The sequence below is a fragment of the Sphingomonas sp. P4_G3 genome, from assembly GCF_056401105.1.
Map to the genome: position 1 here is coordinate 531,834 of NZ_JBFUJZ010000003.1, position 15,531 is coordinate 547,364.

The window sequence follows — 15,531 nt, forward strand, 5'->3', positions numbered from 1 at the left end:
AAGAGCCAATCATTCCGAAATAGACGGGAAGGTGATTGCCTCAATCTTGTTGCCATCGGGATCGATGATGAATGCGCCGAAATAGGTGGTCAGCGCGGCATCCCTAGGGCCGGGCATTCCGGCATCGGTCGCGCCATTCGCCATAGCCAAGGAATGGAATTCACGTACCGACTGCTCGCTGGCGGCCCGCAAGGCGACATGTGCGCCAGGATTGACATCATGGTGGCGGGTGCTGCGCTTGTTGAGCCAGAATTCAGGGTATCGCTTGCCAAAACCTGCCGTCTCGTCGCGCGTTACGAGACGTGAAAGGCCAAGGGGCGCCAGAACTCGCTCGTAGAATGCGATTGCGGCAACAAGATCGCCGACCGGAACGGACACGTGGTCGATCATGCCGTCACCCTAAAGGCTTGGGTCTTGGACGCAATGTCCTCTGGACGCCCGCGGCCGGGCGGGTCTTTCCCGGCCGAAATAGCTCGAGCGCAAATGGCCAGGCTCGACAATCTCGATGTCGCCGGTGCCCTTTCTACCGCGCCAGCACGACCTCGGCGACATGGCGCCGCCCGCCGGTTCGCGCCAGTTGGACGAAGACGTCGACCGTGCTGCGGACATAATGATGCACGTCCTCGCGCCCCAGCCGGGTGCCGGTCTGCAGCACCAGCAAGGCGATCTGCTCGATCGCACGCTCGGCGCTGTCGGCATGGACCGTGGTCATCGAGCCGGGATGGCCGGTATTGACCGCGCGCAGGAAGGTGTAGGCCTCGGGTCCGCGCAACTCGCCGACGATGATGCGGTCCGGGCGCATGCGTAGCGACGCGGCGAGCAGGCTGTCGGCGGTGACCTGCGCCTCGCCCAGCGCGCTTCGCGCCGCGAGCAGGCCGACAGCATTGGCGTGGCCAAGATGCAGTTCGGGCGTATCCTCGATCAGGATCAGCCGTTCGTGCGACGGAATCTCGCGGATCAGCGCGTTGAGAAAGGTCGTCTTGCCGGTCGAGGTGCCGCCCGACACCAGGATGTTCTTGCGCGCCTTGACCGCGGTCGCGAGCATTCCCGCCACGTCGCCGGCATCGAGCATCCGCGCCAATTCCACGTCGATCGGCGCGCGCCCGCCGACATCGCCGCGCTTGGTTTCGGCGAACGATCCCGCCGAAACATAATCCGACAGGCTGAGGTCGGGCGAGACGTGCTTGCGGATCGCCAGCGCCAGGTCGCCGCGCGTCGCCGGCGGGGCGACGACCTGGACGCGCGCTCCGTCGGGCAAGGTCGCCGATAGAAGGGGGTGCTCGCGACTGATCCCCTGATGCGACAGCGCAGCGATCTGGCGCGACAGCCGATCGAGCGTCGCGCGGTCGAGCGCCGGCGCATCGTGCCGCTCGGTCGCGCCGCCCAATGTCTCGACCCAGATCTCGCCGGGCCGGTTGACATAGATGTCAGTGACGTCGTCGCGCGCCAGCATCCCGCCCAACGGGGCAAGATAGCTCTTGAGATAGATGGGATCGCTGGCGGCTATCGCTTCGTCTCCACCGCGGTGAAATCGAGGTCCTTGGCGACGAACACGCTGACCGACACGCCTTGCTTGACGCGCAAGGTCGGCTTGATGTCCTGGTTGCCGACCAGCGACGATGCTGCCGTCCCGGTCGCGCCGGGCAGAGCGACCACCGCGACATTGTTGTTGCTGCCGAGACCGGCGGCAAGCCCGGTGCCGATACTGAGCGACGTCTGCAGCAGCGCGTTGCCGAACCGCTGCAGGAAATGGCTGTTGACCTTGCCCTTGATGCCGACGCGTCCCAGCGGATCGGCCGAGGGCGAGGCGAGCTCGATCGTCGCACCGTCGGGACGGACCAGCCGCTGCCAGATCACCAAGGCGCGATTCTGTCCGGGCTCCAAGTCGGCCTTATACTCGCCGATCAACCGGCTGCCGCGTGGGATCAGCACCTTGCTGCCGTCGAACCCGCGGACATCGCGCGTCACCAGCGCGCGCGCCGGACCGGGTCGGGTGGAATCGAGCGCGGTTTCCAGCACCGCGGGGATCAGCGTCCCTTGCGGCACCGTGGTCGCGCGGTTGCGCAGCACCGAGGCGCGCGACCGGCCGCCGAGCGTGCTGCCTCCGCTACCCGGATTAGCCGTCGCGACGGCGCCCGCGCTGCCTTCTCCGGCCGGCCCGGTCGGAACGATCGCCTCGCCGGCCGTGGTGTCGAGTACGAGCACCGGATCAGCCGAGGCGCGCGGCGGTGGCGCCGGCGGCGCGACCGGCTGGGGCGGCGGCGGCGCCGGGACATAGACGACGCGCGGTTGCGGCGGTGGCGGCGGAGGTGGCGGCGGAGGTGGTGGCGGGATCACCGTCGGCGCCGGCTCGGGCACCGGTGGGACGTAGAGCGGGGGCGGTTCGGCGCCGTTGCGCAGATCGGCAGTGCGCACGCGGGTCGCCGGCGCCGACAATTGGCGACGGCGCGTCTCGAGGACCAGGAACAGGATCAGGCCCGCGACGACGATGCCGACCGCGATCACCCAATTGGGCAGCCCGCCACTGGGCCGCGCGACGACCGGGCGCGCGCTCGGCTCGACATCGGCCAGCGGCGGCAGCGTGGCGCGCGGATCGCTTCCCGCCACCGCCATCAGCGCGCCACCTGCGGCACGCGCGTCGCGCTAGCCATCTTCTTGTCGAGCCGGAACACGAGTTTGTTGTTGATGCTGTCGAGCACATAGCGCCCATCGCGCATCGCGCCGTCGGCCAGCGTCTCCTTGCCGTCGCGGTCGATCACGAACACCGCCGGCAAGGTCTGTGTGTCACGCCACATGATGAAAGTCTTCGACCCATCGTCGGAAATCGCGTCCGGCCGCACATCATCCGATCCGGCGAGCTTGTAGCGGCCGGCTTCGACCGGCGCGGGTCCGGCATTGGCCGGCGCGGGCGGCGGCGGATAGCGGAAGCGGACGATGAACGGCGCGCTGCCGGCGCTGCCTGGCGACAGCTCGAACACATAGCTACGTGCGTCGGTCACCACGGTCATATTGGTGGTGACGCCTTGCAGTGGCTTGAGGAACAGGCGGTCGCCGCGCTTGTTGGGAGTGACTTGCCACGCTCCGCTATCGCCGACCGCGACATTCTCGATCCGCTCGTCGGGGGCGAATTCGACCGTCAGCTCGTACCCGCCCGGCACCTGCAGCGAGACGACCTGGTCGGCATCGTACATCACCGTCTGGATGCGCGGATCGCCCGAGCCGGGCTGTGGCCGGACTTGTGCCTGCGCCGGGTCGACGGCAAGCGCGATCGTCAGCATCAGAGGGACAAGAAACCTCAAAGCGTGACCTCGACGCCGTTGGGCTGGCGCGATGGTGATGCGCCGGGAGACGGTTGCGCGCCGGGGGCGAGCACTTGCGGTTGGCTCGATCCTGGCAGCGGCGCTACGGAGGTGGCCGGCGCCGGCTGGGGCGCGAGATTTTCCTGGCTGCGATTATAGCCGAACACCTGGAAGCCGAGCGGATTGATGAAGCGGTCCTCGGCGCGCATCGGCCCGGTCGAGAAGCGATATTTGATCACCGCGACCCAGGATTCGGCCGGCTGCGCCTGCCCACCCGGATCGCGACGCACGGTGTCGAACCGCACCAACGCTTCGTTGCCGCCCATCGAGGTGATGCTCTTGACCCGCGTGTCGACGACCGACCTTGGGTAGCGGCTGAGCGGGCTGGCGGGATTGGCCGCCTGCATGCCGTTGACGTAATCGGCCTTGGCGACCTGGGCCGACCAGGTCTGCACCTTGCGATAATTGGCCTGGACCGTGCCGGCATCGTAGCTTTCGCGCGCGATGACATATTGCACCAGGAACGACTGGGTCAGCGCGGTGTCGGGCGCGATCTTCTCGGCGTCGAGTGGCTTCAGTTCCTGGACATAGCCGGTCTGCTTGTCGACCAGCAACGTATAGGGAACGACCGTCTTCAGCGGCATCAGCACGATCAGCGCGATCGCCTCGAACAAGGCGATTGCCACCGCGACACCAGCGACGATCCACGCCGTGCGACGCGACGCGCGCAGCATGTCCTGGCGATCGTCGGCCCAGCTGTCGGCCTCGCGATAATAAGCGTCGAGCGATTCGCGCGCGGCCTGTTTCATCTGTTGCTATCCCGCCGTGTTGCTCCGGCCGACACGCGCCCCCGCGTCCGCCTCCTGAAACTCTGGCCGAGCGGCACGGCAGCCGCAACGGCGATCTCTCGCGTGTTGGTGGGGACTATCCCGGGTCGCCCGAGCGAAGCGGCGGGCGGCTGGCTGGCATGGCTCTCGCGCCGCTGGGTCGCGGTCACCGCATCGGCGATCGCGATGGCGCGCGAGCGTTGGTCGGTGATCGTCCCCTCATTGCCGCGCGCGCCGGCGAGCACCGGCACGCGGTCGGCGAAGCCGGTGGCGACCCGCTCGCCAACCTGTTTCCAGCTCGACGGTATGCGGAATCCCTGCGCTACGCGCGCGACCGCGACCAGCACCGCGATCAAGGTCACCGCAAAGATCAGCGACAAAGCGAGCAATTCGACCGGGACCGCTGGTGTCGCGATCTCCTGATGCCGCAACTCCATCACCGCGGCCATCCAGGGTTCGAGCAAGGCGAGTTCGACCCCCAGCACGATCGCGGTGCCGAGCGCGCCCAGCGCCGCGCCGGCCAGGCCGCGCACCCAGCCCTCGAACAGCCCGCGCGTGCCCTCAAACAGCAGGAAGATCGCGAACAGCGGTCCCAAAGCGAGCAACAGCCCGGCGATCAGCCGGACGCTGGCAAAGGCGGCGATCGTCCCCGCCAGGAACAAGGTCCGCGCACTCCCCAGCAGCGACAGGTCGCGCGCCGGATCCCAACGCGCATGGCTGGCCAGCCCCTGTAACCGGCGGCGCTCCTGCGCCTGTTGCTCAGGCGTCATCGGCTGCGTGGCCGGCCCCGCGACCAGATCTGTATTGGGCGGGCGTCCGGTGCCGATGACGTTGAGCTCGGCGATCTCGTCGTCGACCGCCTGCAATCGCGCGACCAGCCCGCCACCGGCGCCGGGCAGGCCCGACGCGCCGCCAACCGCACCGGCGAGTTCGGCCGGGCCCTTGAGCGCAACGTCATAAGCGAGCGTGCGGAACGCCGGCCAGCTTGTCGCCAGCAGCAACACCACGCCGAGTTTGATCACGGTGAGGATGGCGCTGCGCACATCGGGCGTGTCGCCCAGGATCAGTCGATAACCGAACAGCGCGATGAACACCGTCAGCACGCCGCCCAGGATCATCGACGAAGCCGATCCGCCCGCCGACATCGCCTGATATCCGGCCGCGCCCAGGGTCTGCGCCTGACAATCGATATGGCCGAGCACGCTCGACAGGAATTGCGAATCGCTGATCGCCGGGCACGCCACCTGCATCACGCGCGCTCCAGCAAAAGCGGGATCCAGTCGGCGGGGTCGTCGCCCTTCTCCGCACGGATCTCGTCGAGCAGGCGCACGGTGCGCTCGCGCCCCGACAGAATCGTCAGGATATCGCGCTCGCCGGTCAGATTGAGCCGCACCACGACGCTCTCGTTGCCGTGCTTGATCAGGAAGCAATGCGCGTCGTCGGGCAAGGTCCGGACGATTTCGTATTCGTGCGGGGTGAGCCCGAAGCCGTCGATATAATCGGCGGCGCGCGCCTTGGGATTGGTCATGAATATCTGCGTCGCGGCCTGCTCGATGATCGCCGAGGCAATGCGGCTTTCGAGCGCGTCCTGCGCGCTCTGCGTCGCAAAACCGACGATGCCGTTCCTTTTGCGGATCGTCTTTTCCCAATCCTTGATGCGGCGCACGAACACTTCGTCGTCGAGCGCCTTCCACCCCTCGTCGACGACGATGATCGCCGCCGATCCGTCGAGCCGCTCCTCGACGCGGTGGAACAGATACATCATCGCCGGCGTCCGCACCGCGGGATCGTCGAGGATCTGGGTCATGTCGAACCCGACCGAGGTGGCCGACAGATCGGTCAAATCGCGCTCATTGTCGAACAGCCAGGCGCGCTCGCCGTCGCCCCACCAGGGGCGCAAGCGCGAATAAAGATCGGCGGCGGTCGGCCGCGATCCGCCGCGGAACAATTCGGCCAGGTGACGCAGCCGGCGATGCTCGATCGGCTGGGCGAAATTGGCGTCGATCGCGTCCTTGATCCGCGCGGTCTCGTCGATATCGGCGCCGCCTGCGAGTTGCGCGACCCAGTCGATCAGGAACTGGCGGTTGGCCGGGCTGTCATCGAGCTGGAGCGGGTTGAGCCCCGCCGCCATGTCGGGGCGCAGCACGTCATAGCGCCCGCCGATCGCGCGGATGAACAATTCCGCGCCGCGATCCTTGTCGAAGAAGATGATCCGCGGATGGAATTTGCGCGCTTGCGCGAGCAGGAAGTTGAGCACCACCGTCTTGCCCGATCCCGACGGGCCGATGACGGTGAAATTGCCGAGATCGCCCTGATGGAAATTGAAATAATAGGGGCCGGCGGCGGTGGTCTCGAGCAGGCTGACCGCCTGGCCCCAATGATTGGCCTCGGGCTTGCCCAGAGCAAAATTGTGGCTCGACGCGAAACCGGCGAAATTGCCCGTCGAGATCAGCCCGCGCCGCGCGATATATTTGAAATTGCCGGGGAACTGTGCCCAGAAAGCCGGCTCGAGCGCGATCTCCTCGCGCACCGCGATGATCCCCAGGTCAGACATCGACGCCTGCACCTCGGCGACCCCGGCATTGACCTCCTCGATCGTGTCGCCGTGCACCGCAACCGTCATGTGATGCTCGCCGAACCCGGCGCGCCCGGCGGCGACATCGTCCTTGGCATTGGAGAGTTCGCCGCGCAGGCTGACCGCCTCGTCCTCGGCCGAGCGCATCCGCCGCAGCGCCAGGTTCATCTTCCCGAGCGCGGCCTGGCGATCGACGAACCCGAACGATTGCGACACGGTGATCTCGAACGGCAGCCGCAGCAATTCGTCGAGCATTCCCGGCGCGGTCTGCGCGGGATAATCCTTGATCGACACCATGCCGACGAAGCTGCGCTCGGTATTGCCCGCCGGGCCGAGCTCCACCGTCTCCTCGCCGAAGCTGATCCGGCGATAGGGCAGATAGCCGCCGACATCCTGCATCGGCATCAGCACCGGACGCATCTCGGCATTGTACAGCGCCGACAGGAATTCGAGCGGCTCCGAACAGAAGCCCGCCTTTGTCTCATAGACCGACAGCAAGCGCGGATCATAGCTGCCGAGCTGCGCCAGCAAGGCATCGCGCGCGGTGTCGAGCTGATGTACTTCGTGGCTGCGCGTCACGTCGGGGTCGACCCCGGTGCTGCCGAACCAGCCGCGAATACGGTCGGCGACTCCGACTCGACCCTGCATCGGGCGCCGCACCAGCGTCAGGAAGATGTCGTTGACGTAAAGCCGCCGCGCCGACAGCCGCGCGCGCCACGCGGCATCGAGCCGGGTCGAGAAATCGTCGGGGAATTTGTCCGACATCTCGGCGTCGGCCTCGCGTCGGATGACGTGATGATAGACCGCGAAGCGCGACGATCCGATCGCCTGCAGCATCGCATCGCGCAACGACTTGCGGTAATTGATCTCGTCGGTGTCGGCAGTTTCGAACAACAGCCCGCGTAGCTGGATCACTTGCATCAGCAAGCCATCGCGGGTCTCGATCGTGTGATCGTCGACGTGCCGTGCATAGGGAAGATGCGCCCCGGCCGCTTTCTCGCGCACGACGGCTCGTCGGTCGTTGGTCAGGGGCGGTAGGAGTTGCATCGCCAGATCGAATAATTGCGCACGCGCGGACAGCGGCTGACCTTGGCCAGCCACAAGTCGAAAAAGCGCGGCTCGCGCACGCACAGGATCATGCCGACGACGTGGATCAGGGCGGCGGCGGCCAGCACCCAGATCGAATGGAAGATCAGGAACAATTCGGTCGCGACCACGCCGTTGACGACGAAATAGCTATAGGTCACGCCCGCGAACATCTGCGGTCGCGTCAATGCGACGAACAAGGGATCGCGATCGAGCCCTTCGGCCATGGCTCAATTGCCCAGAGTGGCGGTGGACTGGATACCCGCGACGATCGAGGCGGCACCGAACAGGATGAAGCAGCCGACGATGACGGTCGCGCCGTACCGCCAGTTGATCCGCCCGGTCAGCATCATGAACCCGACCGCGGCGACCGCGATGATCGCAACCACGGTGGCGACGGTGCCGAGCAACGTGCCTTGCAACCAGCGCACCGCGGAGACCAATACGCCCGATCCGGCGGGGTCGCCCACCGTATCCTGTGCATAGGCGACACTGGCGTTGATCGTGGCGCCAAGGGCGACCAGCAATTGTGCAATCCGGGACTTCATCAAACGCAACACGCCTTACCTCTCGCCTGGGCGGGTCGATGGCGCATGCAGCCGCGGATTCGCGGCGACAGGCGCCCCCCGCACCCGAGTCGCGGGTGTGCACCAGCGCGCATCGCGTTTCAAGCGGTGCGCCCTTCGCTACATGAAACGCGTTTCGCCCTAATGCGTTGAAAAGCCATGCCCTCCAGCGTGATACGCTCTTTCGACTATAATGAGGCAGCACATCGGCTCGATATTCGCTTCGTCAACGGGCGGCTTTATTCGTATCTCGACGTGCCCGAATGCGTCGTCGAGGCAATGCGCCGCGCGACGTCCAAGGGCGGATTCTTCAACCGCCGCATCCGCGACCGCTATCGCTTCGTGCAACGTTGAGCGATATCCTCCCCCTCATGGCGACTATACGAATCGGAATCGGCGGCTGGACCTACGAGCCCTGGCGCGGAACCTTTTTTCCCGAAAAATGGCCCCAAAAACGTGAGCTTGAATATGCCTCGCGCCAACTCACCGCGATCGAGATCAATGGCACCTATTATTCGGGGTTCAAGCCGGCGACCTTCGCCGGCTGGGCGGAAGTCGTGCCAGACGACTTCGTTTTCACCGTCAAGGCATCGCGTTTCTGCACCAACCGCAAGGTGCTGGCCGAAGGCGGCGAATCGATCGCGCGGTTCGTCGGCCAGGGGATCGTCGAACTTGGTCCCAAGCTCGGCCCGATCCTGTGGCAGTTCATGGCGACCAAGAAATTCGACTCGGACGATTTCGGCGCGTTCCTGAAACTGCTGCCGGCGAGCCATGACGGCGTCGCGCTACGTCACGCGGTGCAGGTCCGGCACGACAGTTTCCACGTCCCCGAATTCGTCGATCTGTGCCGCGAGGCCGGGGTCGCGATCGTCTATGCCGAATCGGCCGATTATCCGGCGATTGCCGATGTGACCGGCGACTTCGTCTATGCGCGGCTCGAAAATGCGGTGGAGGAAGAGCCGCAAGGTTATTCCTCCGACGCGCTCGACCATTGGGCGGTGGTGGCGAAGGACTGGGCGGCGGGCGGATCGCCCAAGGGGCTGCCTTATGCCGCCGATCCGGCGCCGAAGAAGCCGCGCGATACCTTCATCTTCATGATCAACGGCGCCAAGGTCCGCGCGCCGGCGGCTGCGCAGGCGTTGATCGAGCGGGTCTAATATTCCGCAATATTCCGCTCGTCCCACCACCCGTCATCCCCGCGCAAGCGGGGACCCAGCTCCTGATCGAGCAGCGCAACACAGCGGGTGTGATGGTTGGATGTGTCCGAGATGGGTCCCCGCTTGCGCGGGAATGACGGTAAAAGCGCGGACGCCGAACTCTACCCTCTCACCGGCGGCAGCGCCGCGGCATTCCCCTGCAGCGCCGCGGCTTCGAGCGTGTCGAGCGCTTGGCGCGTTGCGATGTAGCGCTGCGCGCCGTCGAGCCAGGCCTTGGATTGCGCGGCGCCGGGCAGGCGCTTCACTTCCTCGACCGCGGCCTCGACCTGTCCCTGGGCCAGAAAGCGGCGAATCCGCGCCAGCCGTTCGCCCGGGACCGGCGACGGCGCGTTGCGCGGGTGGATCACCACCAGGCTGCCGAGCATGCGGACGAACGACCCGCCCCAGCCGTCGCCGGCCGGGCCTAACGCCAGCTGCGATCCGATCTGGTCGAGCCCGAGCCGCAGATCCTCGACCGTGATCGGGTTGCGCCCGGCATCGATGATCGCGGCGACTTCACTGGGTCGCGTCGTGCCGAACCGATCCCGCAATTGCTGTTCGATATAGCCCAAGGACGATCCGCGATCGATCGCGCGGCGCGCGGCGAAGGCGATCATCATGCCTTCGGCGCGGGTGGCATTGCCATAGGAATTGGCGGCTTCCCCGGTCACCGCGGCGGTGCGCTGTTCGAGCGCGGAGAGCTCAGCGGCGAGCATCTGCTGGCGCGCGGAGATCGAGGCGGGGTCGGTTGCGACAGGCGGGGCGACGATGACCTTGGTGGCCGGCACCGCGGCTTGCGGTTCGGGCACGGGTTGCGCGGGGACCATCCGCCAGACAACCAGCCCGGCGATCAGCAGCCCGACGATGAAAGTGGCGAGCGCGATCCCAATGGTCGCGGTCAGGGTCAGCTGCCGGGCGGGCGCCGGCGGACTTTGCGCGATGTCGCTCATGGCATCCTTATCCGCCGCGGCGCAGGGGCGGTCAATCGGCCAGGGTGCGCGCGAGCTGGATCAATGTGGCATCATCGGGAGAAGCCGCCGCCGCGATACCCTCCCAATTCCCGCCGGCGGCGGCGGCGGCCGCCGCGCTGATCGCCGCCAACCGCACCGTCCGGCGATCGATTCCGGCGCGATCGATCAGGTCGGCGACGCGGCGCGACGCGCGGGCCGAATGGAGCAGCACCACCGATCCCGCGAGCTGGTCGAGCGCCTCGAGCGCCACGGCAACCGGCTCGCTCGCATAGACGGCGATCGCCTCCGCGATGATCGGATGCTCCTCCACCGCGCGATCGCGCCCGCCGAGCAGCAAGGCACGCTGTACGCCGCTCGCCGCGGCAGCCGCGACCAATGCCGCGCCGTCGCGATCGCCGACCGCGACGACCTCCAATCCGGCATCGCGCGCGGCGGCGGCGGTGGCATCGCCGACCGCATGAACCGGCAGTCCCCGCAGAGCGGCCAACCCCGGTCCGGCACGGCGAAGTGCATTGGCGCTGGTCAGCAGCAGCGCATCGAATCGCGTGACGTCAGGCGGCGTCCAGTCGATCGCGTGGACCTCGAACAGGGGCAAGCGGATCGCGGTCAGCCCCAGCGCTTCGATCGCGGCGGCGGTCGCGGCGTTGCCCGGCTCGGGGCGCAGCACCGCGATGGCGCGGCTCATCCCGCGAACCCCGCGCGAATCGCCGGCGTCGTGCGCTCGAACAGCGCACTCGCCAGATCGCGCGCCAATGCTTCGCCATCCGGTCCCGAGGCGTCCCCCGCGACGTGCTCGCCGCCATCCTCGGACAGCAATTCGGCGCGCAAGGTCACGACATCGTCCGCGATCGTCGCCAGCGCGGCGATCGGCGAGTGGCAGGTGGCATCGAGCGCAGCCAGGAACGCGCGCTCCGCGCGAACCGCGCGGCTGGTCGCCTGATGGTCGATCGCCGCGAGCAAGGCCGCCGTCATGGCGTCATCGGCGCGGCATTCGATCCCGACGGCACCCTGGGCCGGGGCAGGCAGCATTTCCTCGACCGCCAAGGCCACGCCGACATCGTCGCGCCCCAGCCGGTCGAGCCCCGCCGCCGCGAGCAAGGTGGCATCGGCTTCGCCCGCCGCCAGTTTGGCCAGCCGCGTATCGACATTGCCGCGGAACAGCACCACCGACACATCGGGGCGCGCGCGCAGCACCTGGGCGCGTCGCCGCGGGCTGCTCGTACCGACCACGCCATGTTCGCGGATCGCCGCCAGGCTGTCGGCACCGACCAGCCGGTCGCGAACATCGGCGCGCTCGAGCATCGCGGCGATGACGATGCTGTCGGGCCGGATCGTCTCGACATCCTTCATCGAATGGACGGCAAGATCGATCTCGCCGTCGAGCAACGCGCGGTCGAGTTCCTTGGTCCACAACGCCTTGCCGCCGATTTCGGCCAGCGCGCGATCCTGGACGCGGTCGCCGGTGGTACGGATAATGTGGATCTCGCAGGCGATATCGTGCGCCGCGGCCAGCGCGTCCTTCACCATATTGGCCTGGACCAATGCGAGCGGCGATCCTCGCGTGCCGAGTTTGAGGACAGTCATCGCCCCCCTCTAGCGAGTCGCTTCCGGCTTGTCGGCTCCGTTTTCGCGACCGCCGGTCGGCAGCATCGGCGCCCCCTGCATGGCCAGGATTTAATCGACCAACTGCGTCTCCACCGTCGGACAGTTTTCCAGCGTCCGGTGCACCGGGCATTTATTGGCGATCACCAGCAGGCGATCGCGCTGTTGCTGGGTGAGGTTGCCCTCCAGCCGGATGTCGCGATGGAGGATCTCCAGCCGCGGCCGCCCGCCTGCCGCCGCAGCGCTGTCGTCGGCGTGGCGGCGTTCGTGGCGGAGCAGCACCTCGACTCCCTCGACCGGGATGCCCTCGGCATGCGCCACGAGTTCGATCGTCATCGCGGTACAGGTGCCGAGTGCCGCGAGCAGCAGGTCGTACGGCGTGGGGCCGAGGTCGCTGCCGCCCGATCGCAGCGGTTCGTCGGCCAGGAATGTGTGTCCCGACGCATCGACCAATTGGACGAACGGCCCCTCGCCCGAGCCGACACGGACGCAGCCTTCGGGCAACATGTCGGGCGATTTGGCGGGCAGCAGAAAGGGCTCGACCCAGGCGGTGATGATCGACGCGGCATAGGATGCGCGCTCGGCATCGGTCAGCAGATGATCGGCGCCGTCGAGCGCGACGAAACTCTTCGGGTGTTTGGCGGCATCGTAGATCGCCTTGGCATTCTCTATCCCGACCACCTCGTCGGTCGGCGCGTGGAGCACGAGCAGCGCTTTTTTGAGGTGCGCCAGCCGCGTTGCCTGATCCTGTCCCTTGGCGGCATCGAGAAAGTCGCGCCCGACGCGGAACGGACGTCCGCCGATCGCAACCGTACCCACGCCTTCGGCCTCGATCCGCGCCGCATCTTCCGCGCTGATATGATGCAGCGCGTGCGCGGGGTCGAACGGCGCGCCGATCGTCACCACGGCGCGCGACGAGGGGATGAGCGCCGCCGCGGCGATCACCGCCGCGCCACCCAGCGAATGGCCGATCAGGATTGAGGGTGCGCCGATCGTCGCCTCGAGATGGGCCGCCGCCGCGACGAGGTCTTCGACATTGGCGCCGAAATGGCTGTCGGCGAACTCGCCTTCGCTCTTGCCGAGCCCGGTGAAGTCGAACCGCAAGGTGGCGATGCCTTGCGCCGCGAGCGCGGTGCTGACTCGCCGCGCGCCATGGCTCGCCTGGGTGCAGGTGAAGCAATGCGCGAACAGGGCGATGGCGCGGACCCGCCCCGGCGGCAGTTCGAGCGATCCCGCGAGCGCCACGCCCGCCGCATTCTCGAACTGAACCTCTCGCGCCATCCTCGCCTCCATTATCGCTGGAGCCCAGGCCTATAGCATGCAGGTTACCGTTCGAAGGCCCGGCATGGCGGAAAAGCAGCGTTTTGGTCAGTGGCGCGTCGGCTGAGCGAGGGACTGCGACGGCCGCCACTCCCAACCGTCACCCCGGCCTTCTGCCGGGGTCCAACGGGCGGCAAGTCTAGGACAAGCGGCTCCAGCTTCGCGTTCGCCTGCACGGTGAATGCCGGGACGAGCCCGGCATGACGGGGGTAGTTCAGACCTCGGCTCCGGCCAGCGCCGCCTTGGCGCGGTCCTCCGATTCCCGGTGCAGCGCCCAGAAATCGGGAACACCGCGCCCTTCGAGCCGCGCCTCGAGCACGGCCAGATGCGAAGCCCAGCCGCCGCCGAAATTGGCCGCCTGATCGCGGTTCTTGATGCCGCTATGCACCAGGGTCAGCAACGTCTTGCCGTCGCCGGCGTCCTTCAGTTCGAACGTCGCGATGCTGTCGGCGTCGCTGCCGAACGTATAGGCAAAAGCGTGCGGCGGCTCATACCGCACCACTTTCTCGCTCCAGCGGCGGCCGACATTGCCGGCGAAGCGCTCGGGCATCGGCACGTCGTCGTCGGACAATTGGTCGTGATCGAACACGAATTCGATCTCGCCGCCGACGCGGCCGTCGAGCGACCCGCCCATGAACCAGCGTTGGCGAAGCTCGGACTCGGTGAGATATTTCCACACGGTCTCGAGCGGCGCCGGCAAGAGGCGCTCGAAGCGCAATTCGGTTGCGGTGAAGCTGTCGGTCATCTTTTGTCTCCAATCGTATCGGACAATGTGTCGAGGATCATCGTCCAGCCGTGGCGCGTCTGGTCTTCATACGCCGCCCAGGCCGGATCCATTTCGTGGGTGAGCGTCAGTCGAGCGCCGGCCGCGGTCGCCGCGATCTCGATCGTCACGCGAGTCCATTGCCCTTCCTCCGCCGGATCGGCGGCGAACAGGAAGACCAGGCGGCGCGGACGGTCGATCTCCTCGAACAACAAGCGATGGTGCGCATTACCGGAGGGCCGCCGCTCGACGATCAAGCCGCGTCCGCCGACCCGCGCATCGATCTCGCAAGTCAGCATCTCGCCATCGGGCGTCGCGAACAGGAAGCGTCGCGCGATCGCGGGGTCGAGCCAGGCATCGAACACGCGCTCGGGCGAGGCAGCGATGTCGCGGTGGACGGTCAGGATGATGGGATCGGTCATGGTAGATTCACTTGCCAGGAGACGCCGAACCGGTCGTTCACCCAGGCGAATTTCCGGCTGAACCCGTAATTGCCCGGCGGCATCAACACGCCGCCGCCCTCGCCCAGTGCAGCGGCGAGGTGCTCGACCTCGTCCTCATCCTCGCAAGTCAGCATGAACGAGATCGACGGCGTGAAGGTGAAGGCGTGGTGGACGAAGCTGTCGCTGGCCAGGATCGGCAGCCCGGCGACCACCGCCCGCGCCAGCCGGACCGATCCTTCCGGACCCGGCTCGCCGGCGCCATAGCGATCGATATGCTCGATCCGGCTGTCCGGAATCGTCGCGACGTAGAAGTCGAGCGCTTCCTCGGCGCGTCCCTCGAACATCAGGAAAGGCGTGGCGTCGGTCATTTCAGCTTCTCCTGATCCTCGACGATGATCGCCTCGAGCCGATCGAGCGTGGACGTCCAGAACCGTTCCCATTGCCGCAGCCAATCGTCGGCCTCGCGCAGTCGCTCGGCCTTCAATCGGCAGAGCTGCTGACGGCCGGCCTTGCGGCGCTCGACCAATCCGGCGCGTTCGAGCACGCCGACATGTTTGGCGGCGCCGGCAAAACTCATCGCATGCGGCGCGGCGAGTTCGCCGACCGATCGTTCGCCCAGCGCCAGGCTGGCAAGCATCGCGCGGCGGGTAGGATCGGCCAGCGCCGCGAAAGTGAGATCGAGTTGTTCAACCATATGGTTTTATATTGCGAAGCCGCCGAGAAAGTCAACCCATCGGTTTAATGTTTCCTCGCTCGGTTATAGCCCTCTCCCGTTTACGGGAGAGGGTTGGGTGAGGGTCTTCCTTCTTCTTCCAAGCGGCATGTGCCAAGACAGAGGAAGTAAGAAGACCCTCACCCTCCCACCGCTTCGCGGCGGGCCCCT

The 15,531-nt window shown here is 67.0% G+C and carries 19 protein-coding genes; 2 read left to right on the forward strand and 17 right to left on the reverse strand.

The window, feature by feature from the left end:
- Window positions 1-9 precede the first annotated feature (9 nt).
- From AC1DQQ_RS10680 to AC1DQQ_RS10720, 9 genes are all read right to left on the reverse strand, one after another.
- Window positions 10-390 (reverse strand): VOC family protein, encoded by a 381-nt coding sequence (locus tag AC1DQQ_RS10680; RefSeq protein WP_478041485.1) that lies wholly within the window; start codon window positions 388-390, stop codon window positions 10-12.
- Between the two features lie 133 nt (window positions 391-523).
- Window positions 524-1,453, reverse strand: coding sequence for a P-type DNA transfer ATPase VirB11 (gene virB11, locus AC1DQQ_RS10685; protein WP_478031177.1), 930 nt, complete (start codon window positions 1,451-1,453; stop codon window positions 524-526).
- 50 nt (window positions 1,454-1,503) lie between these two features.
- Window positions 1,504-2,613 (reverse strand): TraB/TrbI/VirB10 family type IV secretion system protein, encoded by a 1,110-nt coding sequence (locus tag AC1DQQ_RS10690; RefSeq protein ID WP_478045149.1) that lies wholly within the window; start codon window positions 2,611-2,613, stop codon window positions 1,504-1,506.
- A complete protein-coding gene (locus tag AC1DQQ_RS10695) occupies window positions 2,613-3,278 on the reverse strand; it encodes a TrbG/VirB9 family P-type conjugative transfer protein (RefSeq protein WP_478031181.1) in 666 nt (221 codons plus the stop codon). The genes AC1DQQ_RS10690 and AC1DQQ_RS10695 overlap by 1 nt, the downstream gene beginning before the upstream one ends.
- A 17-nt stretch (window positions 3,279-3,295) precedes the next feature.
- Window positions 3,296-4,108, reverse strand: coding sequence for a VirB8 family type IV secretion system protein (locus tag AC1DQQ_RS10700; protein ID WP_478031183.1), 813 nt, complete (start codon window positions 4,106-4,108; stop codon window positions 3,296-3,298).
- Window positions 4,105-5,376, reverse strand: coding sequence for a type IV secretion system protein (locus tag AC1DQQ_RS10705; RefSeq protein ID WP_478041553.1), 1,272 nt, complete (start codon window positions 5,374-5,376; stop codon window positions 4,105-4,107). The genes AC1DQQ_RS10700 and AC1DQQ_RS10705 overlap by 4 nt, the downstream gene beginning before the upstream one ends.
- Window positions 5,376-7,748 (reverse strand): VirB4 family type IV secretion/conjugal transfer ATPase, encoded by a 2,373-nt coding sequence (locus AC1DQQ_RS10710; protein ID WP_478031185.1) that lies wholly within the window; start codon window positions 7,746-7,748, stop codon window positions 5,376-5,378. The genes AC1DQQ_RS10705 and AC1DQQ_RS10710 overlap by 1 nt, the downstream gene beginning before the upstream one ends.
- Entirely contained in the window at window positions 7,727-8,014 is a 288-nt protein-coding gene (locus tag AC1DQQ_RS10715; RefSeq protein WP_066821144.1) for a VirB3 family type IV secretion system protein, read from the reverse strand. The genes AC1DQQ_RS10710 and AC1DQQ_RS10715 overlap by 22 nt, the downstream gene beginning before the upstream one ends.
- 3 nt (window positions 8,015-8,017) lie before the next feature.
- Complete coding sequence (locus AC1DQQ_RS10720) at window positions 8,018-8,335, reverse strand: TrbC/VirB2 family protein (protein ID WP_478031187.1); 318 nt, start codon at window positions 8,333-8,335, stop codon at window positions 8,018-8,020.
- A 189-nt stretch (window positions 8,336-8,524) separates the two neighbouring features.
- Here AC1DQQ_RS10720 and AC1DQQ_RS10725 point away from each other — a divergent pair, with 189 nt between their 5' ends.
- Both AC1DQQ_RS10725 and AC1DQQ_RS10730 read left to right on the forward strand, forming a co-directional pair.
- A complete protein-coding gene (locus tag AC1DQQ_RS10725; RefSeq protein WP_478043349.1) occupies window positions 8,525-8,707 on the forward strand; it encodes a KTSC domain-containing protein in 183 nt (60 codons plus the stop codon).
- Between the two features lie 17 nt (window positions 8,708-8,724).
- A complete protein-coding gene (locus tag AC1DQQ_RS10730; protein WP_478041483.1) occupies window positions 8,725-9,510 on the forward strand; it encodes a DUF72 domain-containing protein in 786 nt (261 codons plus the stop codon).
- A gap of 161 nt (window positions 9,511-9,671) precedes the next feature.
- Here AC1DQQ_RS10730 and AC1DQQ_RS10735 read toward each other — a convergent pair whose 3' ends face one another.
- The 8 genes from AC1DQQ_RS10735 to AC1DQQ_RS10770 form a co-directional block, all read right to left on the reverse strand.
- Window positions 9,672-10,499, reverse strand: a complete 828-nt coding sequence (locus tag AC1DQQ_RS10735) for a hypothetical protein (protein ID WP_478041482.1) — start codon at window positions 10,497-10,499, stop codon at window positions 9,672-9,674.
- Between the two features lie 31 nt (window positions 10,500-10,530).
- Window positions 10,531-11,205 (reverse strand): uroporphyrinogen-III synthase, encoded by a 675-nt coding sequence (locus tag AC1DQQ_RS10740; RefSeq protein ID WP_478041481.1) that lies wholly within the window; start codon window positions 11,203-11,205, stop codon window positions 10,531-10,533.
- Window positions 11,202-12,104, reverse strand: a complete 903-nt coding sequence (gene hemC, locus AC1DQQ_RS10745; protein WP_478041480.1) for a hydroxymethylbilane synthase — start codon at window positions 12,102-12,104, stop codon at window positions 11,202-11,204. Before hemC ends, AC1DQQ_RS10740 begins: the two co-directional genes overlap by 4 nt.
- A 90-nt stretch (window positions 12,105-12,194) precedes the next feature.
- The gene (locus tag AC1DQQ_RS10750; protein WP_478045150.1) at window positions 12,195-13,403 is read right to left on the reverse strand and encodes a bifunctional alpha/beta hydrolase/OsmC family protein; all 1,209 of its coding nucleotides are present in this window, start codon (window positions 13,401-13,403) and stop codon (window positions 12,195-12,197) included.
- A 253-nt stretch (window positions 13,404-13,656) separates the two neighbouring features.
- The gene (locus AC1DQQ_RS10755; protein ID WP_478045151.1) at window positions 13,657-14,187 is read right to left on the reverse strand and encodes an SRPBCC family protein; all 531 of its coding nucleotides are present in this window, start codon (window positions 14,185-14,187) and stop codon (window positions 13,657-13,659) included.
- Window positions 14,184-14,627, reverse strand: a complete 444-nt coding sequence (locus AC1DQQ_RS10760; RefSeq protein ID WP_478045152.1) for an SRPBCC family protein — start codon at window positions 14,625-14,627, stop codon at window positions 14,184-14,186. The genes AC1DQQ_RS10755 and AC1DQQ_RS10760 overlap by 4 nt, the downstream gene beginning before the upstream one ends.
- Window positions 14,624-15,016, reverse strand: coding sequence for a VOC family protein (locus tag AC1DQQ_RS10765; RefSeq protein WP_478045153.1), 393 nt, complete (start codon window positions 15,014-15,016; stop codon window positions 14,624-14,626). Before AC1DQQ_RS10765 ends, AC1DQQ_RS10760 begins: the two co-directional genes overlap by 4 nt.
- The gene (locus AC1DQQ_RS10770; RefSeq protein ID WP_478045154.1) at window positions 15,013-15,342 is read right to left on the reverse strand and encodes an ArsR/SmtB family transcription factor; all 330 of its coding nucleotides are present in this window, start codon (window positions 15,340-15,342) and stop codon (window positions 15,013-15,015) included. Before AC1DQQ_RS10770 ends, AC1DQQ_RS10765 begins: the two co-directional genes overlap by 4 nt.
- Between the last annotated feature and the right edge of the window lie 189 nt (window positions 15,343-15,531).